Below are 23,370 nucleotides of genomic sequence, written 5' to 3' on the forward strand. Positions count from 1 at the left end.
TTTACTTTGTTTGATCCTACTGTTTTTTTAACACTGTCATTCTATTACATTAATAGCAGAATACTGCCACTAAATGATGCTCTGTTTCATTCTACTCTATAAACCCACCAGGGTAAATATGAAAAAAATCAAGAGCGGCAGCCTTGCTGAGATCCACCGAATATGGCTGCTTCCCTTACAAAAGTATATACGGTTAATCTGCCCTAATGAGAGACACACAACTTTCACACATATATTTACAAAAATGGAACAATGAAAGATATACTGGTTTTATATTCAAAAATGTGTGAAGGAAATTAGCAGATACCAAGCTATCTGCCGCCTTGCCAAAGGCTTGGGGAGGGATTTAAATGTCCGGCGTTTCGTTCATTGAATTAAGCAGCACCGCACTGTATATTTCTTTTTTCATTTATTTAATTGCTATTGTCCCTTGGGGTTTATCAGTAAAATCAAAAAAGAAAGCTTTTGCCAGAATCGGGCTTGCCTTAACCATAGCAGGCTTTGTCTTGCAATTATTTTACTTTATAAGCAGATGGTATGTTTCAGGGCATGCCCCTGTAAGTAATCTTTATGAATTTATGACCTTCTTTGGAATCATGCTGGTGGGCAGCTTCTTGATTATGTACTATCTTTACCGCCAACGTGTCATGGGGCTTTTTGTTCTTCCAATAGCTCTGCTCATTCTTGGTTACGCCAACGCTTTTTCCAAAGAAATTTCTCCGCTTATTCCTGCTTTACAGAGTAAATGGCTGACTATCCATGTGATGACTGTCGCTTTTTCAAGCGCTATTTTATCTATATCCTTCGTTACCGGATTCATATTTTTATTAAAAACGATTGATGTGAGCCAAAAAAGCAAACAAGCTTTTTTCCTGGAATTAACGATGTACTTTTTAACTGTTGTATTAGGCTTCATCATCATTACGACTTCATTTAATGTGACGGGATATAAGAAATATGTGATGTTTGAAAACCGCCAGCAAAAAATAGAAGTCTATGACTATCAGTTGCCGGCCATTACTGTCCCGAAAGATTCCGTTATTGTCAAGTCACCGGCCAGCACAGAGGCTTTGCGCGATAAAAACGGTCTGGTTGAAATCCCTGTCATCATAGACGCTAAAAAACTAAACACGATTATTTGGGCATTTCTAACCGGCTCCCTCGTTTATGCGCTCATTCGCCTCATAACCAAGCGGAAAATGATCTCTTTAATCAAGCCTTTTTCGCAAAAGGTAAATGCCGACTTAATGGATGAGGTCACATACAGATCAGTGGTCATCGGATTTCCTTTATTTGCTCTTGGCGGCTTAATATTCGCTATGATTTGGGCGCAAATGGCCTGGAGCCGATTTTGGGGCTGGGACCCGAAAGAAGTTTGGGCACTTATTACGTTCTTGTTTTATGCAGCCTTGCTGCACCTCAGGATTGGCAAAGGCTGGGAAGGCGAAAGAACCGCTTGGATGGCCTTGATCGGTTTCGGAATTATTATCTTTAATCAAGTGTTCGTCAATTTGATCATTTCAGGATTGCATTCTTATGCGTAATCCTATCTGGCCTCCGTCAAATCAATGAGACGGGGCTTTTTCTTTTGCCTCCGGATAAAATGCGAAATAACCATAAGAAGGCCTATTTGCTCCTTGTTTCTCCTCGGAAAACCCATAAAAACCTGCCTCCCCCTTGTTATTTTCTGTTAAAATATACACGTATTGGAGGGGAATGGTATGGAAGAAATTCATTTTGGTTTATTAGCTTTTTTGATGGCAGCTGGTTTTGCGGCGGCTTTTATTGATGCGGTGGTAGGCGGCGGCGGACTAATCTCTATCCCTGCCTTGTTGTTTACCGGTCTCTCTCCCGCTGTCGCATTAGGAACGAATAAGCTGGCAGCCACGATGGGAGCCCTGACAAGCACGATTTCTTTTCTTCGCTCGGGAAAGCTTCATATGAAGCTTGTATTAAAATTGCTTCCTCTTTCCATTATTGGATCTGCCATAGGGGTTTACATCGTACAACTCATACCGTCTGAATTTTTAAAACCGCTCATTCTGGTTCTTCTTATTCTTGTGACCGTCTATACACTGCTGAAAAAAGATTGGGGAATGGAATCTACCTTTAGGCAGCTGTCCTTTAAAATGGCGCTGTTCATTATTAGTGCCGCCTTCGTGATCGGATTTTATGACGGCTTTTTAGGGGCCGGAACCGGCTCGTTTCTGCTTTTTGCTTTTTTGCTGCTGGGCTTTGATTTCGTTCAAGCGGCCGGCAATGCAAAAGCGTTAAATTTCGGCAGCAATTTAGCCGCACTCCTTACATTTATTGCGTTTGGTTCAGTGAACTTCTTTTACGGAATTCCCATGGGGCTAGCGATGGTGCTGGGCGCTCTGGCAGGGTCTAGAGTAGCGATAAAAAGCGGTGCCTCTTATGTAAAAGTACTGTTTATTATGATAACGGTCCTCCTCATCGGAAAAAGCTTCTGGGATTATATGCAGACCCGCCTGTTTTCTTAAATCAAAACCAGTGATCTTCCAAGCTGCTGCACTTCCCGGCAGCTTGAAGCGTTTCAGCCAAACGATCTTTCGGCCCCTCTTCCTTTTGTTCTGTACAGCAGAAAAAACAAGCGGCTCCGGCCATTGCGAATATATCGTCTATCTCCTTGCATAATGCTTTATAATCATGATATCTGTATGGTTGGAAAGGGTGATCGGTCATGATGACAGTAAAGGAGTTGCTGCAGCTGCCTATTACTAAAGACTTCTCGGTAGCAGCGGGCAGCCAGGCATTAAATAATCGAGTCCAACGTGTTGAAATTTTAGATTTTGAATTTGCTCCCGGTATCGAGCAAGTAAGGGATACTGTGTTCAACCCCGGCAGCCTTGTCCTGAGCAGCCTATTATTTGCGAGCCAGGCTCCCGAACGTTTAATTGATATGATGAAAAAACTGATAGAGTTAAAAGTAAGTGCTCTAGCCTATAAGCCTGTTATTTTTAAAGAGTTGCCCGATAACGTCCTCACTTTTGCCAATGAACAGGGCTTCCCTATTTTGCGCTTTGGCGGAGATGAGTTTTTTGAAGACATTATTATGGAGGTAATGAGCCATATAAAGAAAAAGGATCATTCTCTCTTTTTGGAGCGTATGATGCAACGCTCTATCGAAGAGGAGCTATCAGAGAGTGACATCCAAGCCTTCCTTCAAAAAATAAATCAGCCGTTTGGAAAGTATGTATGTGCAGCCAATATTCAAATGAATGGAACAGCAAGCATAGAGCGGATGCCTGCTTTATCCCGATTGGCTCCTCTCTTGGAACCCGGCATGGCGGCTCCATTTAAAAACAGCCTTTTCATCCTTTTCACGGGCAATCACAAACAGCTGGCCTTCGAAAAAAAGGTAAAGGAGCAGCTCGCTCTTTGTTCCCTGCCCATCGATTCATTAACGATTGGCTACAGCCAGGTTCACTCCACGCACACCAGCCTCCACCTTTCTGTTAGGGAGGCTTATTACGCGCGCATCATGGCTGAAATCGGCAGGAGCCCTGTCTGTCACTATGAACAGCTTGCTTCTGATCAGCTGCTGATCGAGCTCTACCGAAAAGATGCGCCATTTGCTAATAACTATGTACATACATACCTGGGAAGGCTGTTGGAAGGAAAGGCTGATCGCGACCTGCTCGATACAGCGGTAACATTTGTACTGAAAAAAGGCAATGTAAAAGAAACGGCCGCCATCCAGCACTGCCATCCGAACACGATTCGCTACCGCATGATGAAGATACGCCAGCTCATTGAGCCTTTGAGCAGCGAACTCATTTTTTATGAGCATTTATCGGCAGCTGTTAAGTTGTATTTGCTGCAGCAAGCTATGGAGGAATCTCCTGCAGTGTTGGAATCTGCACAAAAATAAAACGAAAAATTTAGAAAATCACTTAAATCATTAGGCTGTTTCTCGTGATATGGTGGTAGTAGTCAGGAGGAGAAAAAATGAAACAATATATAGGGGATGGAATGCTGCTGATTACAGCCATTGTGTGGGGCAGCGGCTTCGTTGTCACTGCCATTGCACTTGACTATTTAAATGCTTATCAAGTGATGGCCGGGCGCTTTGTTTTGGCTACACTCATACTGATCGTGCTGTTTGGATATAAATTCAGGACATTCTCAAAGCCGGTCATTTGGAAAGGCGCGGTCTTAGGCACCATTTTATATATCGCCTTTGCCTTACAGACCGTTGGCTTGGAGTATACGACACCGTCTAAAAACGCTTTTTTAACAGCCGTCAATGTGGTGATTGTGCCGCTCATTGCATATCTCGTTTATAAACGCCGGCTCGACCGCTATGAAGTGGCCGGCTCATTCATCGCCATTACAGGGATTGGCTTTTTGTCATTGCAAGGTCCCTTGACAATCAATATCGGCGATGCCCTGTCTCTTGCTTGCGCGGTCGCCTTTGCCTTTGACATTTTTTATACGAACCGGTTTGTTCAAAAAGAAGATGCTATTTCCCTAACCATTATGCAGTTCTTTACAGCCTCTCTTATTAGCGTTATCGTCGTGCTGATTCGCGGCGATATACCTCACACAGTGGAGAAAGAGGCTCTTTACTCTATTGCTTATTTGGCTGTGTTCTCAACAACGCTGGCCTACCTTTTTCAAAATATTGCCCACCAGTATACAACAGCCACCAAGGCGGCCATTATCCTATCGATGGAATCATTTTTCGGCATGCTGCTGTCCGTTTTATTTTTGAACGAAGTGCTGACGGCCCGGATGGCGATTGGGGCGACACTTATTATGGCGGCCATCTTGATTGCGGAAGCAAAGCCGGCGTTTCCGAAAAAACAATTGGCGAAGAATGTGCGCTAATTTGAAGCCGGCGGCTTCTGCCGCACACAGAATAGCGGGGAGGTGTATCGCTCTTTTTGAACATGCCTGTATCAACAAAGAGCGATACACCTCCTTTTTTCATGATAAAAATATTCCAAGCCTTTATTTTCTTTTGCCTTCTATTCCGGAAAGGCGGACTTTCCTGAACTCCATCAGGCTTCCGATACAGCCAACCAAACCCGCAACAGCGAACAATGCCGGTATAAAAATCGATCCCGACGTTTCGGTCATAAGCCGGTACACACCGAACGTACATAGCAATAGATTACCGATTAAGCCGACGATCATTCTCGCCCGTTTGTTCATCCTTATCCCCCCAGTTCTGTTTACCACTCTTTGCTCCATTCTTCCCCTAGTATTTCGCCGTTTTCAGCGATATACTCCACCGCAACTGTCCCTTGCTTCACTGCCGCTTCCGTCTTCAGGAAGGAAATAAACTCCTCGACAAGCCGTTCATCCCCATCCTTCTTTTTGCGCGGCAAGGTCAAGCGTACCATGGGAGATGCCTGATAATCCTTATAGCTTCCCGGATGATCGGGTGAAAGCTTTAATGTTTTCCCGATCTGGTCGTCAAAAAAGACAGTCGCTCTTGCCCGCTCCCCGAATGTCTTTTTCACATAAGGAAGGATGTTGCTTTCTAACTCTTGCGTCCAGCTTTTGGCAACATACGTGTCTGTCATTTGTTCAGCCTCGCTGTCATAATAAACTAAGAACTCTATGCCGTTTGCTTCATCTCTCACCTTAGCAGCATAGTCGAATTCAAAGTTTCCCATATTATCATACAGCGTATCGTACACTTGAAAGTGATCGGGAAAATTGGCTTTCAAATAGTGAGCCGCTTGGCTTCTGACTTCTTCTTCCTTTTCCTTATCCGGCCTCATGCTAATAACAAAAGAAACATAGAGTACAATCATTCCCAGGAAAACTATAGCAGCAGCACCAAGAATCCCCTTCATCCATTTATTCAACTGACATGCCTCCTCCAAAGCCAAAACGCCTTAACGATTCACTTGCCGGTCTAAAAAAGCGAGGAAGCGTCTTTGAGCTTTTTCCTTTTTGATCATCCTGTTCACGCGAAGAGAGCTTTGCAAATACCATCTTACCTTCCGGTTAACAAAAAAAGAACGATGATAGCTTTCATCCGTGTAAATCTGTTTAAACCAATCAAATTGATTTAGCCTCGCTATATGACGGTCGATCTTTTTCGTGTCTAATGCATCATCCTGCGGAATGATTATGGAAAATAATAGTTCTGCTGCCCACTCCAGCATAAGATCCTCCGCCCTTCAATTCATGTGCGTATAGTTCTATCATACTTGATTGGCTAGATGATTTTAACCAAATCTATGATCTTATTTTATTTCAGCGAATTCCTCAGCCTGTCATCTGGCAGACATATTTTCACTAAATAACAAGCCGCCCCTGGAGAAGAAAACCTTTCTTCCGGGATGGCTTGTGTGAATGACAGCTATTGAAACCTCGCTCGTTCAAGAGTGAAAAATTAATCAGCTGCCTTTAGTAACCTTTCAGCCATTTTGGCTAAGTTTTGAGCACTTCTGCTGACTTCTTGGATGGTGGCCGAAAATTCTTGTATAGCGGCAGCCTGTGTACCCGTTAAGTGGTGGATACCGGTGTTTATCGGTTTTTCTATTTGGATCTGGTTCGCATCACAAGGTAATGATCAACATATTCAAGAAATCATTGCTTTAGGTACAATACCGACAACCTATTTATACTTATCAAGCATAGTTGTAATCTTAGAAACCAAGCGTCATTGGGTTTACACTCTTTAAGGTGGGGCCATTAGAAAAAGTATGGCGATTTATGACGTATGGCAGAAATACAGCATCCGTTAGGAAGTAATTACGCTATGAATGTCTTGTATTCAATTAAACAATAATAAGGTAGATAAGATGCGTAAATTACCATCTTTTGTGTGCTTTTTAAATTGATTCAAAGTATACTAATCAAAAAGAGGTGTAGTGATGTCTATATATATCCAACCGATACTGACCGCCTTTATTATGTTTGGTGTATTGGGTTATCTGCTTGTCATCCCTTGGCTGGTATATAGCTATAGAAAGTATGGATATTTTAGTTTTTGGGCTTCCATCGTTGTTTACTCGTTTATTTTCTATATGCTATCAGCACTATTTTTAGTTCTCTTGCCGCTTCCGACAACTAGGAATACTTGTGCTTTTCAATCACCAGATACCATTTATTATTCATTAAAGCCATTCACTTTTATAGAAGATATTTTTAAAAGCGGTTCAATTATTTGGTCACAACCGAGGTCGTATATTCAGATATTCAATCAAAGCGCCTTTTGGCAGGCAGCATTTAATTTTCTGTTATTACTTCCTTTTGGCGTATATTTGAGATACTTTTTCAAAGAAAAACGATATTGGAAAAGGACATTAGCTTTAGGATTTGCCCTGTCTCTCTTTTACGAAGTAACGCAGATTACAGGAATTTACGGAATTTACAAATGCCCTTATCGTTTATTTGATGTTGACGATCTGATGTTAAATAGTACAGGTGCGCTCTTTGGTTTCCTTGTAGCTCCAGTCATATTGGCTTTATTCCCTTCTAAGGAAAAACTATTGGCGAAAGCGGAAAAAATGAAGAAGAGCCGTCTAGTGCCGCCGTTGTCGCAATTACTTGCCGTACTTATAGATTATATTTTCATTAAATTGACGTTTACTTTCACAGTCGGACTGCTCACATCGAGTGGATTGGCAGAAATGATGTATACAACAGCGGGCTTTGTGGCGCTGTACTTTGTTTTGCCTCTTCGATGGGGAGGAAAAACAATCGGAACGAGTATAATGAGATTCAAACTTTCGAATTTGGAGGGGGATGTCCCTTCATGGCAAGCTGTGCTAAAAAGAACCATTGCCTTATATTTGCCTTGGCTGGCATCTATGTTATTTAACCTTCTTACTCACATTAAATTAGAAATAGAATCTCACTTTTACGCTATTCATGTATGGGTAACAACGGCTGTCTTCACGTTTGTTAGCATCATGTGGCTGACTTTATGCATTCATGCCGTTTTCGTCATATTAAAAAAAGGGAAACGTACCTTCTACTTTGACCATGTTGCAGATATTGTCCCAATAAAAAATGAGGAAAATTCTTAAAACAGGATGTGCTTCATTTTTAAGGTTTATTCGCGGAACCAACATTGGATCCGCACATAGAGGATCCCGACTGAGCCTGGCCATAGCCAATGACATGATGAAAGTATGCGCTGGAAGAATCACTATTCATGGTGAGGTTGGCTATGGAATAACGATTGACATTCAAATTCGATCGATGGCGCGTCTTTAAATTTAATTAACTACTATTAGAAAAGCCATTCACAAGAGATGAATGGCTTTTTATATCGGTTATAAAACTAATAAAGAAATAACGGTTAGCAGGACTGAAAATCCTACAATCGTTCCTACTACAATGGTATGGCGTTTGCGTTGCATCACGACAATGGCGATATATTCGCGAATCATGGCATTTGGCCAATAGTAGAATGCAGTTTTTGAACCGATTCCTTGACTCTTGAGGCCTGCCATTTTTGCATATAGGCTGGCCCTAAATAGGTGAAAATTGTTTGTAGTAAAGATGCTGTTGTATTCGCTACCTTTTACTGAGTCCATTATTTGTTTTGAGAAAAGCATATTCTGAAATGTATTAACTGAACGTGTTTCTGTTAATGTATGCTCAGAAGGAATTCCTTTCTCTATAGCATACTTTTGCATGGCCTCCGCTTCGGGAAGATTTTCATCCGGCCCTTGTCCGCCTGAAAAAAGCAGAATAGGCGGGAAGGCGGCATTCGCTTGTTTCCAATAAAAATCAATTGCCTTATTAATTCGACTGGCCAAAAGCGGCGGCACTTTATCGTTAATTAAACCGCTGCCAAGCACAATGATAAAGTCCTGGTTATATTTTGGCTTGTTAAATTGATACAAAAAATAAGCAGTTAAAAAATTGGTTAAGTGTAAAAAGAAATAAACTATTATTAAAGAAGCCCCAGCGTATAAAGATCGAAATTCAGCAGATAAAAAACGCTCAGGATTTATGGTTCTTAATAAGAACAATACTAAAAGAAAGATCCCTGAAATGAGGGTTAAACTGTTGGAGAATCGCCTGCTTTCTTTTTTCATCAGGATTCGGCCATTTAAAAATAACCCTATACTTAAAGCGAATAATCCAAATGTTGAGATAAAGAGCAGAAATACAAATGGAATAATAGCGATTATCATAAAAATCCGATTACCTGAGGTGAGCCCTACATAACCACAAAAAGCAAGGAATGAACAGAAAAACAGGTTAAATAGAAAACCGTTTATCATTCGTCTAGGATCTGTTAAATAAAATCCCAGGAAAACAACAAATAAAGCCAGAGTAATAAGTCCAAGAATAACCATTTTATACCTCAATTTCTTAAAAGATTGTCCAGTTCATTATACATGATAGCGGGATCAGTTTATAAAGCTTTTCTTATCATTTGAAAGTGGTCAGATGGGAAAAGGCAATATTTGTAACCTAGAAAAAGCAAATTTCCCTTTTTATTTATAGAAATCATGCATAAAGTTTCCAAACGGAAATTTTATGCTTTACGTCATATTTTGTAAGGGTTCACCTTAGCCCATTCTTCCTTGGCACGTAATGCCGCCTGATAAGCTGAGTCCGCATCGGAAACATCGGCCATTTGAAATTCCGTAATCAGCTGATCACCTAATTTGTTCATGTTTTTCCCGTCTCTCCATGCTCCTTGCTTACTTAAAGACTGAATGTTTAACATGATATCCCTCTAGCAGATTCAGATGTATTCTATCGCACGATTACGATCGGTATATGAAATCCCTTGCTTAGGATTTTATTGAAAGCTTTTAGAAAAAAATATATTTATTCTTACCAAATTCAGCTATATCATCTGTTTTTCACGATCGTTTCTTCTATTTTTTTCACAGGATTTACAATAAAAAAAGACACTACACTCAGTAGCTCCTGCAAAGCTCTTCCAGAGTGTTAGTGTCCTCTTTGTTTCCTATCGTTTACGTAATCCGGTAACTATAGACATACGTGTATATAAAAGAATCGACTGTTCAACCAACCGAGCCGATTGCTAATCCCCATTCTTTACAGCTGGCTGAATTGCATGTCGTCCATCAAGGCAGCTACTTTCTGTTCACCTTCTACTGCCCAGTTTGTTTTTTGATGAATCGGCGCATCTTTGTCTTCCGGGCTTTGGAATTGATCGAGCCCTGTTGTGGCAAGCGCCGGGCTTTCTTCATCATCCAAACCAATATTGGCAATATGCTTGATCACAAAAGGAGTTTTAAAGACAAGTAAAGCATCCTCTTCGTCCAGCATGCCCGATTCGACATCGAATGGCAGCCGCAGGTAAATGCTTTCTCCGCCATCGCTGTACAATGTCGTATCAAACATTCCTTGATCAAAATCCCAGTTCCCTCCAATGACTAATCCGTGATCTCCAAATAGCCGGCAGACTTCTCCATATAGTGCGCGCTTTCCTTCGAGCTCCGTATCAAGCTTAATCATGTTATCTCTCCTCTGCTGTTATTGCTTTCCATTTACCCGCATGGAAAGCTTCTAAACAACTAGTCAGAGAAGAGAGGCCATCCAGCTAGTTGGCCCCTTTGAGCCGCTGATTGAGAAGGTCAGCCTGCATTAACGCTTCCCGGTCCTGCAAAATATCGCCAGGCCGGTTCCCTTCCCCCAATATATAAGCAGAAAAGGGCAGCTTCAAGAAATCAAATGTATAACGAAATTGCTGAATGAGCGGCAGCCCTTTGATTTTTGGCTCATCCCCGCCGACGGCAAGCACGATCGCCTCTGCCGATTGGATACGCTCTGTCAATTGAGGAAACCGTTCATCCCGGATCGCTTGACTGAGCCGGTCAATCATGATTTTCATGCTGCCGGACATGCTGTACCAGTAAATGGGCGTAGAAAAAATAAGAACATCACTTTCAAGAAAGGCGTGAATAATTGTGTCATACTCATCCTCTACAGGCTGAAAGCCGCCTTCCTTATGGCGCAAATCATGGATCGGCTGAATCGCTAAATCTCGCAAATAGAGTTTGCGATGCTTGACCTCTTTCGTCACCAAATCCGCCAGCAGCTCACTATTGCTTTCTGCTCTGGAGCTGCCGATAAATGTAGTGATCTTCATTCAGTTCATTCCTTTCCTTATTGTCTGCTCATACGGCTAGAGAGCATGTGCATTTCTTTTTAAGGGGACCACGGGGCAGCTTCCCACTCCTCTCTCAGCATCCCCATACGGATCGAATCGAAATATTCACCATTATAGTAGCGTACATTTCTGATCCTGCCCTCCATTTTCATTCCAAGCTTCTCCCCCAGCTTTATCATCCGCCCATTCCCGGACCAAGTAGTATAGCCCACCCGAACCAATGGCATATCCTCAAATAAATGATTGATCCATAGTTGAAAAGCTCTTGTGCCATATCCGCCATTCCAATAGGCCGGATCATAGAGAGCAATCCCCATCTCAAGCCACTTTGACGGCTTGTGTTCCCAGTAATAATTGACCGTTCCAACAACCTCTTCATTGACTTCTATCGCCCAGCGATGTGCCTGCTTGACCATCTCTTCTTTTTTAGTGAGAAATTCTTCATAAGTGAGGCGCCTATGAGGAAAGTAAGGAGCATCCCACTGTTTCCATTCAGGCTCTTCCTCTTTATGCATCAGCTCCCAAAGCCGCGGCATATCCCGCTCTCCGATTGGCCGAATCATTACTTCCTTGTCTGTACAAACCATTTTCTCTCACCAAGCTCTCTATTTATCATAAAAATTAGGAAGGATACTTTCCCACGAGGACACCAGCTTTCAAAAACATGACGGCCCTGGCTCGTTTCCCAGCCAAAACCACCTGCGCTCTCTGTTGGAACTTCTATACATCCTTCCGCATTTCCTCTAAAAAAAGAAAGAGCGAGAGTATATCTCCCGACTCTTACCGAAGATAGCTGGTCAATAAAATCATTGTGAGCAGACCAAGGATAAAGGAAAGCGTTGATGAGCGCTCGTTGCCGTCTCCGTGACTTTCCGGAATCAGCTCCTTGTAGACAATAAATAACATCGCACCGGCAGCAAAGGCTAACCCGTAAGGAACCACTCCTGCTATTTTTTCTCCAAATGCCAGTCCAAATAAGGCAGCCAAAAGCTCAGTGAAGCCTGCCAGTGTTGTGTAAACAATCGCTTTCAACCGGCCTGCCCCTTGAGTGACTAAAAACAAGGCCATCAAAAAGCCCTCGGGGATATTCTGCAGGCCGATAGCAAAAGACACCAACGGACCAAGGTCTTTATATTCGCTTGCATAGCTGACACCTACGGATAACCCCTCGGGCAAATTATGCAAAATCATCGTAATCATTAACAGATAAGCACTGGCTGTTACTTGTGCTCCCGAGCGATGTTCCAGATCGACATGGGGCAAGCTTTTTTCCAATATAGTAAGAAACAAGGTGCCGACTAATATGCCAATGGTTAATACAATCACATTTGATAATTTAATAGCCGATGGAATTAATCCGTAAGTGGAAGCAGCCACCATGACTCCCGCGGTGAAAGCAAGTAAATTATCCTTCCCCCTGTGGGTCATTCTCCGGATAAACAAAATCGGAAGAGCGCCTAATGATGTGCAAAGAGAGGAATAAATAATGCTCGTCATATAGAGAAGTTCCATATATACCCCCTGCGTTTACTACTACCAATGTATGTACAACCCTTTCATAACAGTACAGAAAAGCAGGAATACAAAAAACGCCCTCTTCACGATCAGCACTCGCTGACAATAAAGGGGACGCTTTCGATTAGGCCCAGCCCAAGCCTCTTGCTATGGAAGCGGTCAAGAAAGTGACGGCAATGGCAATGGCCGTAGGTATGGCAAAGGCCATAAATGTCCATTTGGGGCTTTTCGTTTCTTTATAAATATTAAAAAGTGTTGTGCCGCAAGGATAATGAAGCAAGGAAAACAGCATCATATTCAGCGCAGTCAGCCACGTCCATCCGTGGTTGAGGAATACCTGCTTCAATTCTGACAGATCGTCAAGCTCAAGCATCGCTCCTTGCGATAAATAAGCCATAATCAAAATTGGAATAACGATTTCATTAGCCGGCAGGCCGAGGATAAAGGCAGCGAGAATGAATCCATCCATTCCCAAAGCTTGCCCGAACGGTTCCAACAACTGGATAAAATGCATTAATATACTCGTATCACCCACATAAATGTTTGCAAACACCCACGTTAAAATAGATGCCGGTGCGGCCACCATGACGGCACGCTTTAATACATACCATGCTTTATCAAGGCTCGCCCGCAAAATGGTGTTCCAAAACTTCGGCTTGCGGAAGGGCGGCAGTTCCAATGTGTAATGAGTAGGCACGCCTCTTAAGGCGGTTTTTGATAACACCCATGAGACAGTCAAAGTCACAATAATTCCAAATAACACCATACCCATTAATACAGCAGCTGTAACAAGTGTTCCGGCGGCGCCGGTGTAACCGACAGCCATAAACAAGGACGCTAATAAAATTAGTGTCGGCCATCTTCCGTTACAAGGAACAAAGTTATTCGTTAAAATGGCAAGCATCCGTTCACGAGGGGATTCAATAATCCTTGTAGACATGATGGCTGCGGCATTGCAGCCAAATCCCATTGCCATGGTCAGCGATTGCTTTCCATGCGCGCCGGCTTTTTTAAATAAGCGGTCCATATTGAAAGCTACACGCGGAAGGTATCCGTAATTCTCCAAGAGGGCGAATATCGGGAAAAAGATCGCCATGGGGGGCAGCATGACACTGATCACCCAGCCTGTTCCGCGAAACAAGCCCAGCACTAATACGCCATGCAGCCATGCAGGCGCATTGATTGCCTGAAACAACAAGGTCAGCTTCCCTTCTGCCCATCCAAAGGCTGAAGCCAGCATACTAGAAGGCACATTAGCGCCGGCAATCGTTAAATAGAAGACCGCGCCAAGCAGACATAGCATAATCGGAAATCCCCAAATGCGGGAGGTGAAAATCCGGTCGAGCTTTTCTGTCTGTGCTTGCGGCGGCTGTTTGTAATGAACCACCTCTTCACAAACAGCCCTGCTCGTTTGATAAATATTGCTGACAATCTGATCGCGAATTTCATGGCTCGAGGCCGATTTTGCTTCGTTGGCGATTTGCTCTAGCAATCTAGGAGTTGGCGCTGATTGGAAGCTCATTAGCTGTCACCCCATCCTTCTTCTTATCGATATACTCCTTCAATTTGGCCACAAGGGCGTCGTCCCCATCTAATAAACGGAGAGCGATCCACCTTGATGGCAGCTCCGCACCGAAAAGGCCGGTAATTTGCGCTTCAATCTGTGAAATCTTTCTTTCAATCTCTTCTGAATAAGTCATGCGGTAAGGAGAGGGAGTTATTTTTTCTTTCACCAAATGATCCAGGGTGTTCAATAAAAGGTCAATGCCGATTTTATTTCGTGCAGACATCTTTACGACAGGAACGCCGAGCTTCGCTGCCAGTTTTTTCTCATCAATGACAATGCCTTTCTTGTCTGCCTCATCGATTAAGTTAATACAAACGATCACCCGGTCGGTCATCTCCAGCACCTGAAAAGCCAAATTTAAATTCCGCTCCAACGATGTGGCATCCAGCACAACAATGGTCGCATCCGGCTGTTCAAAGACAATGTAATCCCGGGCGACTTCTTCATCGGCGGAATTAGAAAACAATGAATAAGTTCCCGGCAGATCCACAAGCACATATTCTTCACCTTTATGTTCAAAGGAGCCTTCTGCCCGGATCACTGTCTTTCCCGGCCAATTCCCCGTATGCTGCTTTAAGCCTGTTAATGTATTAAACAATGTGCTTTTTCCAGTGTTAGGATTTCCTGCTAACGCCACTTTAATTGCGCTCATGCGGGCCCCCTCCTTATGATTTCTCCGAAAATCAACGAGCTTTCTTCTTCGCGAAGAGCAATCGTTGTATGGCTCACACGGAAAGCAACCGGATCACCCAGAGGGCTTTTCTGAAGCACTAAGATTTCAGCCCCTGCAACGAAACCTAAATCTAACAGCCTCCTCCTCATCACACCTTCTACTTTCAATTCTCGGAGCAAAAAGCAATCCCCAGGCTGACATTCGGAAAGCGGCACTATTTTTTTAGAAACGGGCATATTTTATTCCCCCATAAAATAATGTTTACTCCATTTTTAAATGTTTCCTTGATGCAACTTTATGTTTAATCATATGCGCAAGCAAACACAATTGTCAACGAAAATTCATATTGGGCTTTAAAAATAAACACAAAAAAGCCTTCCACCCATTTAGCACATGGATGGAAGGCCCCGCTAACAAATCTGACTGGCACAGATGGCCCGTTCGTTTATTTATCCCCCGGAGCCGGCTGGTCTACTCCCCGCACGCGGTGCCGATGTCCGCTATCCTCTGTTGTATAAAAATCATAATAATGAACATGCATGCCATCCCCTACTGGAATCGCGGGTCCGGAATAGGCTTTATAGTGATGTGTATGGCCGTCTTCAAAAACAACGTATCCCTCTGTATAATGAATATGGCCATGGTTTTGCGTCTGTATCGGCGGAGAAGTCACATCTAAACACTGATGAACATGCCCAGCCTCAACAGACGTGTAATCAACTGAACCATGATTATGATGCGGCACAAAGCCTTTGACAAAATCCTCCCTGCTTATCTTCGGCATCAGCTACTCACTCCTTATGAACATATTCACGACCAGGTTGCTGCTTATTGGAGCCTCGCTTCTCAAAAACAACTGCCTGCTTGCATATTCAAAAAGCTGCGGCCGGCTGATTTCCCTTTCACCTCCGTGTCATTCGCCTTCCTGTTAATTTATACGGCGCAAAAGAGAAGATTATGTTGTTTGCCTGCAAGAAACAGCCTATTCCTTAACTGCTTTTTGAAGGCAGGGAAAACCGGGAAGCCGACTCTCTGCTGCAGGAAGGAAGCAAGCGCCGAGCGTCAAGATCAAAATAGGCTGGCGAATACAAACGGGATTTTTTTCATTTGCTTGACTGTATGACCTTTCTTCTTAATTCCCGGATCGGATACAGCCCCTCTGTCTCATGAAGCTTCCGCAATTCTACAGCAGCGAGTTTCGTCACGGCGTCATATTCACCCAGCACAGAGTCCAGCATAATAAATGCAGCGTCATCGTAAGCTTCATTTTCTGGATCAAAGTTCTTAATAAACAGCCGTACGTCCACTAAACCACTTTCCGGATCATACAGATAATCAAAGTACACATCTTCGCTGGATACCGTTATCCCGCCAAGGGCCACCTCATACTCTTCATCAGATGGCTGGCGAAAGGCGGTCACACGAAAGCCGTCGAGCTGCGGGGCCTTATCCACCAGTTCTATAACGGCGGGGAACGCTTCCTCCAACCCATCCGCACTAATAACAAACTCCCGCTTTCCATCGACAGGCTCTGCGCTAAACTCAAAAACAAGCTGCTTATTCACTTTTCCCAGCCTCTTGTCCAGCTGGTCAAACAGTCTTTCCAGTTCACTCTCCGGAAGCTCATAGTAGTCCTGCTGCACCTCCGCAAACCATTGCCAAAAAAGCGCTGCTTGGTCTTTTTTCTGAAATAATTTTCTAACCGGCATCTTTCCCGCCTCCCCTTCTTGATGCTTTAAGCATCATAATAAAACGCCTGTGTAAAGCTATACGCTTTGCCCTTCTCTTCACACCATTCGGCGAAGCCTTCTGTTTGACCGCTGCTAATAAACGCTGTCCAGTCATTCAGGAGCGCCTCGTGCCCGGCAATTGCCTTTTTCCACCCGTTTTGCCGCTCTTCATCTGTTATATACTTGTGCAAAGCTTTCAGCCGCTGGATCATTTGGCGGTCCTCTTCGATCTCCCCTAAGTAAGCATCTTCTGCAATGTGGTGAAAAGAGTACCAAACGCAGTGAGAATAAAAGTCCATGAGCGCCTCCAGCACCTGCTGGTCCTTCTTTCCGCTTTTTTCAAGGGCTGCTTCTAAATATTCCAGCCGGCTTTCCGAGCTTAAAAATAAACCGTGCCATTTGAACGGGCGGGCATCGCAGTCCTTCTCTTCCATCCATCCCTCCAGCACTGGCTTCAACAGCCTTTGCTCTAATGGATAGACAATCAGATCTCGGCTATTCTCTGCTGTTTCACATAAGGAGAATAGCCGGCTGACAAAAACTCTCTTCTCTGCCTGCTCCCACTCTCTTGTTTTCTGCAAGAAAGCATCCAGCTTTTGAAAGGACGCTTGACGAAGCCCTTGATCTTTGAGCCTGCAATAATCTTGAAATAATGGATACCCGGCCATGCCTGGGCTCGCCAAAATCAGCGCATACATATCGCTCATGTCTCTCACCTCCCCCGTTTTTCCAATGCAGCTACTGCTTTTCATCTTTCTATTATACAATCAAAACCACTAAAAATGGCGAAGGAGAAGAGCGGTTATAGGCCAAGCTGCCAAATCCAGCCCTTCTCCTTCGCCATGCTGGCCGCTTCTCAACGTGCGCAGATAAATTGAAGTTATATGGTATTTTTGTTGTATAATAGCATAAAAGGAGACTTTAGGATGATGGATCGAATCTATTTCGCAGACAACCCGTGGCCCAACGGTCACCGAATTGCCGCTTTCAAATGGGGAGCGCATTTTAAATATGGCGAAGAAGCCGAATTAGCCGGCCGAGCCGGATTGTATTTTGATTTACATGTAGAAACGGCTGATTATTATGAGGAAGATATCGATGAAGAGGACGAGGAAGAAGAGGCACTAAGTGATTGGCAGGCAAAAATTGTTTGGGGAAATTACCATAGCTGTACATTGTCTTCTGAAGAGTGGGGAGATAAAGGCTTTCTCGTCGGCAGCGACCAAGCTCCTTTTGACCCGGAAACGTTAGACGGGAGAGAATTTGCTGTTGATTTCCTGTCCCAAGAAGAGCAGGCGCTGATTGACTTTGACCAGACTGCCTTTGATGTGTACTTGCTCGGCCATGATGCCGCCGCCTTTCATACGATTGCCTTCGCTAAAAAAGCAGGCGCTGTGTACCAAATTGATTGGAAAGGCAAACTGGCCCTTGCCTATGTCGGCGATTATGAGTTCAAGTATGATTTTCATGCCTCTATCGCCGCAGCATCATTCAGCGGCATCGCCATCCCGGCTGAATTAACAGATGACGAGGCATATGGCTTGCTTCAGCGCTTTGTCAGCACCCCTTCATTCTTTCAGCTGCAAAACCATCAGGGCGAAAGACGATTTGTGTTTAAATAGGAAAAGCAAGTTCCCTGCCGCCGTCTTATTCAAGCAAAGCGAGGGCAGGGAGCTTGCCTGTAAAATGCTGTGCGCTCTGGGCCCCGTCTCTATAAAAAAGCAGTTCCTGTTCATCAGGCTGGCGTCTTCGATAATCGTTTAACCCTTAACGCTAAAAGCATAGAAACCACCAATAAACCGACAGCAAAGCCCACGATTCCATGCCAGCCAAACAGCGACCAAAAGACACCGCCGGCTGATCCGCCTATACTCGATCCTAAATAATAGGCAAATAAATACAAAGAAGAGGCCTGAGCCATGTCATGCGTGGCCTGCTGGCTGACCGATCCGCTGGCCACAGAATGGGCCCCGAAAAACCCAAACGTAAAAATGACAAGCCCAAGAAGCTGATAGACGATCGGCACAGGCAATGTCACTAACACACCTGCTATCATGAGCAGCATGCCGATGATTAAAAGCACAGGACGCCCATGCTTATCAGCCAGCATGCCGAACCAGGCGGAGCTGAAGGTGCCAACTAAATAAACGAGAAAAATCCAGCCTATAATGGTCAGGCTCAGCTCGTAAGGCGGCGCAGCCAGCTTAAAGCCAAGATAATTAAAAACGGTCACAAAGCTCCCCATGGAGAAAAAAGCAATTAAAAATAAAGGCACGAGTACCGCATCTTTCAAGTGGGAAATGAGCGACCGAAAAAGTGGTTTTAAGGCTAACGGCTGGGGCTGAAAATGCTTGGACGGCGGCAGCGCCCAAACAAAATAGATACAAGCGATTAAACTGATGCTTCCTAAGAAGACCAAGCCCGCCTTCCAGGAAAGCAAGTCCGTCATCGTTCCCATGAGCACCCTGCCAGAAAGCCCGCCAATCGTATTTCCGCTTATGTAGAGCCCCATCGCTATGCCTAAGCTCTTTCCTTCGATCTCCTCTCCTAAATACGCCATCGCTATAGAAGGGATGCCCGCAAACGCAACCCCCTGCACAATGCGGAGCGCAAGCAGCAGTTCAAAGGACGGCGATAAGGCAATCACTACCGTTAACACGGACGCGGCCACAATACAAATGGACATGATGTTTTTTCTTCCCCAGGCTTCAGAAAGTGAACCGAAAATAAGCAGTCCGAAGGCCAGTGAAAGCGTAGTGAGTGACAGCGACAAACTCGCCATTGCCGGAGTAACGTCAAACTCCGCCGCAAAAACCGGCAATAACGGCTGGGTTACATACAAATTGGCAAACGTAATAAAAGCCGCAGCGAACAGAGCGAAATTCGCTTTCTTAAAAGCCGGTGTCCCCTGTTGAATATATCTCTTGCTGCTTCCTTGTTCCTTACTCATCCCGCTCACGGCTTCTTTTCCCTGCCATCCGACAAGAGAATGCCTCCTGCCCTTTGCACCATTCCTTGGCAAAAGATCTTACTGTAGCAAGTTTCATTTTCAAGACTCCCTTTTATCCTTCTATTAACAAGGATACAGAAGTAGAATCAATAAATAAATACAACAGATGGCTTATACGGCTATGTACAAATAAAAAGCGGCATCATCAGGCAGAGGATCTGTTCAAAGACAGGATGGCAGGTAGCTGTTGATTGATTCACCTTCCATTCAGGAAGCAGTGATCTTTGCGCCGTCTCCGATGTCCGTAAAACCAACCAGTTAATAACCTTTATACATGAACAGCGCCCTCCTTTTGGCTGTTATTTCCTTAAGAGTACTAAAAACGAAGTTATGTACGTTAGAAATATAATAGAGTACTAAAGGAGTGACAAGATATGTCTCCAACTACACTCATTGAATTAGGTATATTAACTAGCGCTGCCCTCGGACTCAGTTTATTAGCCTTCTTGTTTCCTAAGAAAAGACGAACATTTATATGGATCGTTGCAGGTTTATTGCTGATTGGAGGAATAGCCTTTTACAGCGCGAGGCCATTGATTGTACAGCACCAAACAAATAAGGCGATCGAGGAATTAAACAAACACTTAATCAAAAAATATCCAAATGACCAATGGCAGATTTCCGGCAGAGACGTCATAGACATACGTCCTGCGGTCTCCTTGCATGTCGTATTCAAAAGCGAGCCAACGATAGTGTACGAATACACGGTTAAAGACAGCCGTATAAAACAAGTCTATCTGTTCATGCTATCTGGTGATAATGTAGAAGCTGCCAATGTAGAACCGCAGCACGACGAAGGCGGATCAAAGCAACCCATTGAAGAGTAATTCTTTATACACCCTATGCACCTGAACATCCCCCGCAAGCAGACCGAAAAGCCCCTTATCCAACAAGGGGTTCCTCTTTTTATTCTCTATGCACGGATAAGGGCGCTCTATTTTGCTTCGACCGTCTTTTTAGCTATAAAAAAGGTAATAGGATCATTGGTTATCCCCCTTGTTATTTACCATTCTCTCCATTCCTCGGTTATATCTTCCTCAGATTCTAACCCGGCTATTTTTGCTCCCTCCCCAATAAACTCAGCCAACTCTTCTCTCTCCATGGTTTCAATAAAGTAATCGTATTCGTCGTTCCATTCATTCAATCGACTAACCGCCTCTTCAACCTGTTTCAGTATAGCTTCCGCTGTCGGCCTCTCTCCAAGTTCTTTCAGTCCGCTGATGTAAGCATCAAGAACCTCATCAACAGCCTGGATATTCTCACCAGTGAAAAGATCATCTCCTTCATCCATTCTTTGCTTCCATGCTATTGTCGGCTTGCTTTGGATAAGCTCTTCAAACGTCATCATTACATCCTCCAAACATAATTAACTATCTTTCTTGCCTATCTTACCGTACTTCCTATCATGAAAGAAAATGTTTCCGAGAAGTTTAGCCAGTGTTGATAAACGGGCTGTTATTATCGGACCCCCTCTCTGCAAGGCCAAAAATCGCTTGTGGGCTTTCAATCGAAAACAAAAGAGCGCCAAACCTTGATACATCAAGATTTGGCGCTCTTTTTAAAGCGGCTTATTACATCATACCGCCCATTCCACCCATGCCGCTCATATCAGGCATTCCGCCAGCGTTTTCTTCTGGCTTGTCAGCAACGACTGCTTCAGTTGTTAAGAACATAGAAGCAACAGATGCTGCATTTTGAAGAGCGTAGCGAGTTACTTTGGTTGGGTCCACGATACCTGTTTCGATCATGTTTACCCACTCGCCAGTTGCTGCGTTGAAGCCGATGCCGACTTCTTCGCGCTTTAAGCGATCTACAACAACAGATCCTTCAAGGCCTGCGTTGAAAGCGATTTGGCGAATTGGTTCTTCCAATGCACGAAGAACGATTTTGATACCTGTTGCTACATCGCCTTCTGCTTCTAATGAAGCGACTTTGTTATATACGTTCACAAGTGCTGTACCGCCGCCGGAAACGATTCCTTCCTCGACAGCTGCACGAGTAGCGTTCAATGCATCTTCAATGCGAAGCTTGCGTTCTTTCAATTCTGTTTCTGTCGCAGCTCCTACTTTGATTACTGCTACGCCGCCAGCTAATTTAGCTAAGCGCTCTTGTAATTTCTCGCGGTCAAATTCAGATGTTGTTTCTTCCAATTGAACGCGGATTTGGTTTACGCGCGCTTCGATTTGAGCAGAATCTCCTGCCCCTTCAACGATTGTTGTGTTTTCTTTAGAAACGACAACTTTTGCTGCGCGTCCAAGCTGAGTGATGTTCGCAGATTTCAGGTCTAAGCCCAGGTCTTCAGTGATCACTTCACCGCCAGTTAATACAGCGATATCTTCAAGCATCGCTTTGCGGCGATCGCCGAATCCAGGTGCTTTCACAGCTACAGCGTTGAATGTACCGCGCAATTTGTTAACGACAAGTGTAGCAAGTGCTTCGCCTTCTACATCTTCAGCGATGATTAAAAGCGGCTTGCTTTGTTGTACAACTTGCTCAAGTACAGGAAGCACTTCTTGAATGCTTGCAATCTTCTTATCTGTGATTAAGATATATGGATTGTCAAGGATCGCTTCCATTTTGTCAGAGTCTGTTACCATGTATGGAGAAGCGTAGCCGCGGTCAAATTGCATACCTTCTACTACATCAAGCTCCGTAGTGAATCCTTTAGATTCTTCGATTGTAATAACGCCGTCGTTGCCAACGCGCTCCATTGCTTCCGCAATCAATTGGCCGACTTCTTCGTCAGCTGATGAAATGGCAGCTACTTGGGCAATCGACTCTTTGCCTTCGATCGGCTTGGAGATTTCTTTTAATCCTTCAATAGCTGTTTGAACAGCAAGGTCCATTCCTTTACGCACGCCAACAGGATTTGCGCCTGCTGTCACGTTTTTCAAGCCTTCGCTGATCATCGCTTGGGCAAGAACAGTGGCAGTTGTTGTACCGTCACCGGCTACATCGTTTGTTTTGCTTGCGACTTCAGCTACCAGCTTTGCACCCATGTTTTCAAAGGCATCTTCCAGCTCGATTTCCTTCGCAATAGTTACGCCGTCATTTGTGATAAGCGGTGAACCGAATTTTTTCTCAAGAACCACGTTGCGTCCTTTAGGTCCAAGAGTGACTTTTACAGCATCAGCTAATTGGTCTACCCCGCGAAGCATCGCGCGGCGTGCTTCTTCACTAAATTTAATCTCTTTAGCCATATGAAAAACCTCCCTGATTAGTTAAATTATTTTAATCGATAAAAGTGTCGTTTATTATTCACCTGTTACAGCAAGGATGTCGCTTTCACGAAGGATTAATAATTCTTTGCCTTCGTATTTCACCTCTGTACCAGCATATTTAGAGAAGATGATACGATCGCCGACAGCTACTTCAGGAGCAACACGTTCGCCGCTCTCCAGCATACGGCCGCTGCCAACTGCCACGATTTTTCCTTCTTGTGGTTTTTCTTTCGCTGAATCCGGCAACACAATGCCGCTGGCTGTTTTTTCCTCTGATTCAACCAGTTCAATTACTACGCGATCACCTAGTGGTTTTAACAAGTGAAACAACCTCCTTGGAATATATGTAATGTTTTTAATCATTAGCACTCTAACATGAAGAGTGCTAACCCAATTAATATAATAAATAAAATGATTTTTTTTTGCAAGAGTGAAGCTATCTTTTTTTTGCAAATCATTTTATTGATCATGGAGAACAAGCTGAATCCCTTCCGTTTGAATGATGAACGGTTTATTAGTAAAATATTCTTTAAGCACTGGGCGCTAGTGTCAGCGCTTTTCA

Annotated in this window: 26 protein-coding genes; 7 read left to right on the forward strand and 19 right to left on the reverse strand. The window is 44.0% G+C overall.

The genetic code is table 11. The features are described 5' to 3' along the window. Positions 1-350: 350 nt before the first annotated feature. From ccsB to B1A98_RS16480, 4 genes are all read left to right on the forward strand, one after another. Entirely contained in the window at positions 351-1,544 is a 1,194-nt protein-coding gene (gene ccsB, locus B1A98_RS16465) for a c-type cytochrome biogenesis protein CcsB (RefSeq protein WP_063384101.1), read from the forward strand. 177 nt (positions 1,545-1,721) lie between these two features. After that, entirely contained in the window at positions 1,722-2,501 is a 780-nt protein-coding gene (locus B1A98_RS16470) for a sulfite exporter TauE/SafE family protein (protein WP_063384102.1), read from the forward strand. Between the two features lie 200 nt (positions 2,502-2,701). Continuing rightward, complete coding sequence (locus B1A98_RS16475; protein ID WP_240492422.1) at positions 2,702-3,892, forward strand: PucR family transcriptional regulator; 1,191 nt, start codon at positions 2,702-2,704, stop codon at positions 3,890-3,892. 77 nt (positions 3,893-3,969) lie between these two features. Further along, positions 3,970-4,851, forward strand: coding sequence for a DMT family transporter (locus tag B1A98_RS16480; RefSeq protein WP_063384103.1), 882 nt, complete (start codon positions 3,970-3,972; stop codon positions 4,849-4,851). Between the two features lie 123 nt (positions 4,852-4,974). Here B1A98_RS16480 and B1A98_RS16485 read toward each other — a convergent pair whose 3' ends face one another. Genes B1A98_RS16485 through B1A98_RS16495 form a run of 3 tightly spaced genes read right to left on the reverse strand, consistent with a single transcriptional unit; the run spans position 4,975 to position 6,143 of the window. Further along, positions 4,975-5,178, reverse strand: coding sequence for a hypothetical protein (locus B1A98_RS16485; protein WP_063384104.1), 204 nt, complete (start codon positions 5,176-5,178; stop codon positions 4,975-4,977). 20 nt (positions 5,179-5,198) lie between these two features. Continuing rightward, complete coding sequence (locus tag B1A98_RS16490; RefSeq protein WP_240492424.1) at positions 5,199-5,840, reverse strand: hypothetical protein; 642 nt, start codon at positions 5,838-5,840, stop codon at positions 5,199-5,201. A 30-nt stretch (positions 5,841-5,870) separates the two neighbouring features. Continuing rightward, positions 5,871-6,143, reverse strand: a complete 273-nt coding sequence (locus B1A98_RS16495) for a hypothetical protein (protein ID WP_063384105.1) — start codon at positions 6,141-6,143, stop codon at positions 5,871-5,873. 753 nt (positions 6,144-6,896) lie between these two features. Here B1A98_RS16495 and B1A98_RS16505 point away from each other — a divergent pair. After that, positions 6,897-8,015, forward strand: coding sequence for a VanZ family protein (locus tag B1A98_RS16505; protein WP_241536575.1), 1,119 nt, complete (start codon positions 6,897-6,899; stop codon positions 8,013-8,015). 249 nt (positions 8,016-8,264) lie between these two features. Here B1A98_RS16505 and B1A98_RS16510 read toward each other — a convergent pair whose 3' ends face one another. From B1A98_RS16510 to B1A98_RS16565, 12 genes are all read right to left on the reverse strand, one after another. Then, complete coding sequence (locus tag B1A98_RS16510; RefSeq protein ID WP_063384107.1) at positions 8,265-9,299, reverse strand: YdcF family protein; 1,035 nt, start codon at positions 9,297-9,299, stop codon at positions 8,265-8,267. 194 nt (positions 9,300-9,493) lie between these two features. Next, positions 9,494-9,676: a hypothetical protein gene (locus B1A98_RS16515; RefSeq protein ID WP_063384108.1), complete on the reverse strand. Its 183-nt coding sequence runs from the start codon at positions 9,674-9,676 to the stop codon at positions 9,494-9,496. Positions 9,677-10,014: 338 nt separating this feature from the next. Beyond that, positions 10,015-10,437, reverse strand: a complete 423-nt coding sequence (locus tag B1A98_RS16520; RefSeq protein ID WP_041101364.1) for a YugN family protein — start codon at positions 10,435-10,437, stop codon at positions 10,015-10,017. An 85-nt stretch (positions 10,438-10,522) separates the two neighbouring features. Then, positions 10,523-11,071 carry a flavodoxin family protein gene (locus tag B1A98_RS16525; protein WP_063384109.1) on the reverse strand — a complete coding sequence of 183 codons (549 nt, stop codon included), beginning with the start codon at positions 11,069-11,071 and terminating at the stop codon, positions 10,523-10,525. 59 nt (positions 11,072-11,130) lie between these two features. Next, a complete protein-coding gene (locus tag B1A98_RS16530; protein ID WP_063384110.1) occupies positions 11,131-11,679 on the reverse strand; it encodes a GNAT family N-acetyltransferase in 549 nt (182 codons plus the stop codon). Positions 11,680-11,872: 193 nt separating this feature from the next. Further along, on the reverse strand, positions 11,873-12,604 hold the full coding sequence (locus B1A98_RS16535) for a ZIP family metal transporter (RefSeq protein WP_063384111.1): 732 nt from the start codon (positions 12,602-12,604) through the stop codon (positions 11,873-11,875). Between the two features lie 127 nt (positions 12,605-12,731). Beyond that, on the reverse strand, positions 12,732-14,129 hold the full coding sequence (locus tag B1A98_RS16540) for a nucleoside recognition domain-containing protein (RefSeq protein WP_063384112.1): 1,398 nt from the start codon (positions 14,127-14,129) through the stop codon (positions 12,732-12,734). Continuing rightward, positions 14,101-14,826, reverse strand: coding sequence for a FeoB small GTPase domain-containing protein (locus B1A98_RS16545; protein WP_063384113.1), 726 nt, complete (start codon positions 14,824-14,826; stop codon positions 14,101-14,103). Before B1A98_RS16545 ends, B1A98_RS16540 begins: the two co-directional genes overlap by 29 nt. Next, positions 14,823-15,083, reverse strand: a complete 261-nt coding sequence (locus B1A98_RS16550; protein ID WP_041101376.1) for a FeoA family protein — start codon at positions 15,081-15,083, stop codon at positions 14,823-14,825. Before B1A98_RS16550 ends, B1A98_RS16545 begins: the two co-directional genes overlap by 4 nt. 209 nt (positions 15,084-15,292) lie before the next feature. Continuing rightward, positions 15,293-15,631: a YmaF family protein gene (locus B1A98_RS16555; protein WP_063384114.1), complete on the reverse strand. Its 339-nt coding sequence runs from the start codon at positions 15,629-15,631 to the stop codon at positions 15,293-15,295. Positions 15,632-15,950: 319 nt separating this feature from the next. Further along, positions 15,951-16,556 carry a hypothetical protein gene (locus B1A98_RS16560; protein ID WP_063384115.1) on the reverse strand — a complete coding sequence of 202 codons (606 nt, stop codon included), beginning with the start codon at positions 16,554-16,556 and terminating at the stop codon, positions 15,951-15,953. 26 nt (positions 16,557-16,582) lie between these two features. Beyond that, positions 16,583-17,284: a hypothetical protein gene (locus B1A98_RS16565; protein ID WP_063384116.1), complete on the reverse strand. Its 702-nt coding sequence runs from the start codon at positions 17,282-17,284 to the stop codon at positions 16,583-16,585. A 219-nt stretch (positions 17,285-17,503) separates the two neighbouring features. Here B1A98_RS16565 and B1A98_RS16570 point away from each other — a divergent pair, with 219 nt between their 5' ends. Further along, positions 17,504-18,199: a hypothetical protein gene (locus tag B1A98_RS16570; protein ID WP_240492425.1), complete on the forward strand. Its 696-nt coding sequence runs from the start codon at positions 17,504-17,506 to the stop codon at positions 18,197-18,199. Between the two features lie 113 nt (positions 18,200-18,312). On the opposite strand, the gene B1A98_RS16575 is transcribed toward B1A98_RS16570, so the two are convergent. Then, positions 18,313-19,527: an MFS transporter gene (locus B1A98_RS16575; protein WP_063384135.1), complete on the reverse strand. Its 1,215-nt coding sequence runs from the start codon at positions 19,525-19,527 to the stop codon at positions 18,313-18,315. Between the two features lie 434 nt (positions 19,528-19,961). On the opposite strand from B1A98_RS16575, the gene B1A98_RS16580 reads away from it, so the two are divergent. Continuing rightward, positions 19,962-20,414 (forward strand): hypothetical protein, encoded by a 453-nt coding sequence (locus B1A98_RS16580; protein ID WP_063384117.1) that lies wholly within the window; start codon positions 19,962-19,964, stop codon positions 20,412-20,414. Between the two features lie 176 nt (positions 20,415-20,590). Here the strand turns inward: B1A98_RS16580 and B1A98_RS16585 are convergent, their stop codons facing one another. The 3 genes from B1A98_RS16585 to groES form a co-directional block, all read right to left on the reverse strand. Next, complete coding sequence (locus B1A98_RS16585) at positions 20,591-20,932, reverse strand: hypothetical protein (RefSeq protein ID WP_063384118.1); 342 nt, start codon at positions 20,930-20,932, stop codon at positions 20,591-20,593. Between the two features lie 226 nt (positions 20,933-21,158). Further along, entirely contained in the window at positions 21,159-22,787 is a 1,629-nt protein-coding gene (groL, locus tag B1A98_RS16590) for a chaperonin GroEL (protein WP_063384119.1), read from the reverse strand. A 54-nt stretch (positions 22,788-22,841) separates the two neighbouring features. Next, the gene (gene groES, locus B1A98_RS16595) at positions 22,842-23,129 is read right to left on the reverse strand and encodes a co-chaperone GroES (RefSeq protein WP_063384120.1); all 288 of its coding nucleotides are present in this window, start codon (positions 23,127-23,129) and stop codon (positions 22,842-22,844) included. Positions 23,130-23,370 lie beyond the last annotated feature (241 nt).

Source organism: Pseudobacillus badius, from assembly GCF_002189605.1.
Lineage (GTDB): Bacteria > Bacillota > Bacilli > Bacillales > Domibacillaceae > Pseudobacillus > Pseudobacillus badius.

What these genes read in the sequence shown, in the direction of transcription:
- ccsB (WP_063384101.1), top strand. Translation starts at nt 351, where the DNA reads ATGTCCGGCGTTTCGTTCATTGAATTAAGCAGCACCGCACTGTATATT.
- B1A98_RS16470 (WP_063384102.1), top strand. Translation starts at nt 1,722, where the DNA reads ATGGAAGAAATTCATTTTGGTTTATTAGCTTTTTTGATGGCAGCTGGT.
- B1A98_RS16475 (WP_240492422.1), top strand. Translation starts at nt 2,702, where the DNA reads ATGATGACAGTAAAGGAGTTGCTGCAGCTGCCTATTACTAAAGACTTC.
- B1A98_RS16480 (WP_063384103.1), top strand. Translation starts at nt 3,970, where the DNA reads ATGAAACAATATATAGGGGATGGAATGCTGCTGATTACAGCCATTGTG.
- B1A98_RS16485 (WP_063384104.1), bottom strand. Translation starts at nt 5,178, where the DNA reads ATGAACAAACGGGCGAGAATGATCGTCGGCTTAATCGGTAATCTATTG.
- B1A98_RS16495 (WP_063384105.1), bottom strand. Translation starts at nt 6,143, where the DNA reads ATGCTGGAGTGGGCAGCAGAACTATTATTTTCCATAATCATTCCGCAG.
- B1A98_RS16505 (WP_241536575.1), top strand. Translation starts at nt 6,897, where the DNA reads ATGTTTGGTGTATTGGGTTATCTGCTTGTCATCCCTTGGCTGGTATAT.
- B1A98_RS16510 (WP_063384107.1), bottom strand. Translation starts at nt 9,299, where the DNA reads ATGGTTATTCTTGGACTTATTACTCTGGCTTTATTTGTTGTTTTCCTG.
- B1A98_RS16515 (WP_063384108.1), bottom strand. Translation starts at nt 9,676, where the DNA reads ATGTTAAACATTCAGTCTTTAAGTAAGCAAGGAGCATGGAGAGACGGG.
- B1A98_RS16520 (WP_041101364.1), bottom strand. Translation starts at nt 10,437, where the DNA reads ATGATTAAGCTTGATACGGAGCTCGAAGGAAAGCGCGCACTATATGGA.
- B1A98_RS16525 (WP_063384109.1), bottom strand. Translation starts at nt 11,071, where the DNA reads ATGAAGATCACTACATTTATCGGCAGCTCCAGAGCAGAAAGCAATAGT.
- B1A98_RS16530 (WP_063384110.1), bottom strand. Translation starts at nt 11,679, where the DNA reads ATGGTTTGTACAGACAAGGAAGTAATGATTCGGCCAATCGGAGAGCGG.
- B1A98_RS16535 (WP_063384111.1), bottom strand. Translation starts at nt 12,604, where the DNA reads ATGGAACTTCTCTATATGACGAGCATTATTTATTCCTCTCTTTGCACA.
- B1A98_RS16540 (WP_063384112.1), bottom strand. Translation starts at nt 14,129, where the DNA reads ATGAGCTTCCAATCAGCGCCAACTCCTAGATTGCTAGAGCAAATCGCC.
- B1A98_RS16545 (WP_063384113.1), bottom strand. Translation starts at nt 14,826, where the DNA reads ATGAGCGCAATTAAAGTGGCGTTAGCAGGAAATCCTAACACTGGAAAA.
- B1A98_RS16550 (WP_041101376.1), bottom strand. Translation starts at nt 15,083, where the DNA reads ATGCCCGTTTCTAAAAAAATAGTGCCGCTTTCCGAATGTCAGCCTGGG.
- B1A98_RS16555 (WP_063384114.1), bottom strand. Translation starts at nt 15,631, where the DNA reads ATGCCGAAGATAAGCAGGGAGGATTTTGTCAAAGGCTTTGTGCCGCAT.
- B1A98_RS16560 (WP_063384115.1), bottom strand. Translation starts at nt 16,556, where the DNA reads ATGCCGGTTAGAAAATTATTTCAGAAAAAAGACCAAGCAGCGCTTTTT.
- B1A98_RS16565 (WP_063384116.1), bottom strand. Translation starts at nt 17,284, where the DNA reads ATGAGCGATATGTATGCGCTGATTTTGGCGAGCCCAGGCATGGCCGGG.
- B1A98_RS16570 (WP_240492425.1), top strand. Translation starts at nt 17,504, where the DNA reads ATGATGGATCGAATCTATTTCGCAGACAACCCGTGGCCCAACGGTCAC.
- B1A98_RS16575 (WP_063384135.1), bottom strand. Translation starts at nt 19,527, where the DNA reads ATGAGTAAGGAACAAGGAAGCAGCAAGAGATATATTCAACAGGGGACA.
- B1A98_RS16580 (WP_063384117.1), top strand. Translation starts at nt 19,962, where the DNA reads ATGTCTCCAACTACACTCATTGAATTAGGTATATTAACTAGCGCTGCC.
- B1A98_RS16585 (WP_063384118.1), bottom strand. Translation starts at nt 20,932, where the DNA reads ATGACGTTTGAAGAGCTTATCCAAAGCAAGCCGACAATAGCATGGAAG.
- groL (WP_063384119.1), bottom strand. Translation starts at nt 22,787, where the DNA reads ATGGCTAAAGAGATTAAATTTAGTGAAGAAGCACGCCGCGCGATGCTT.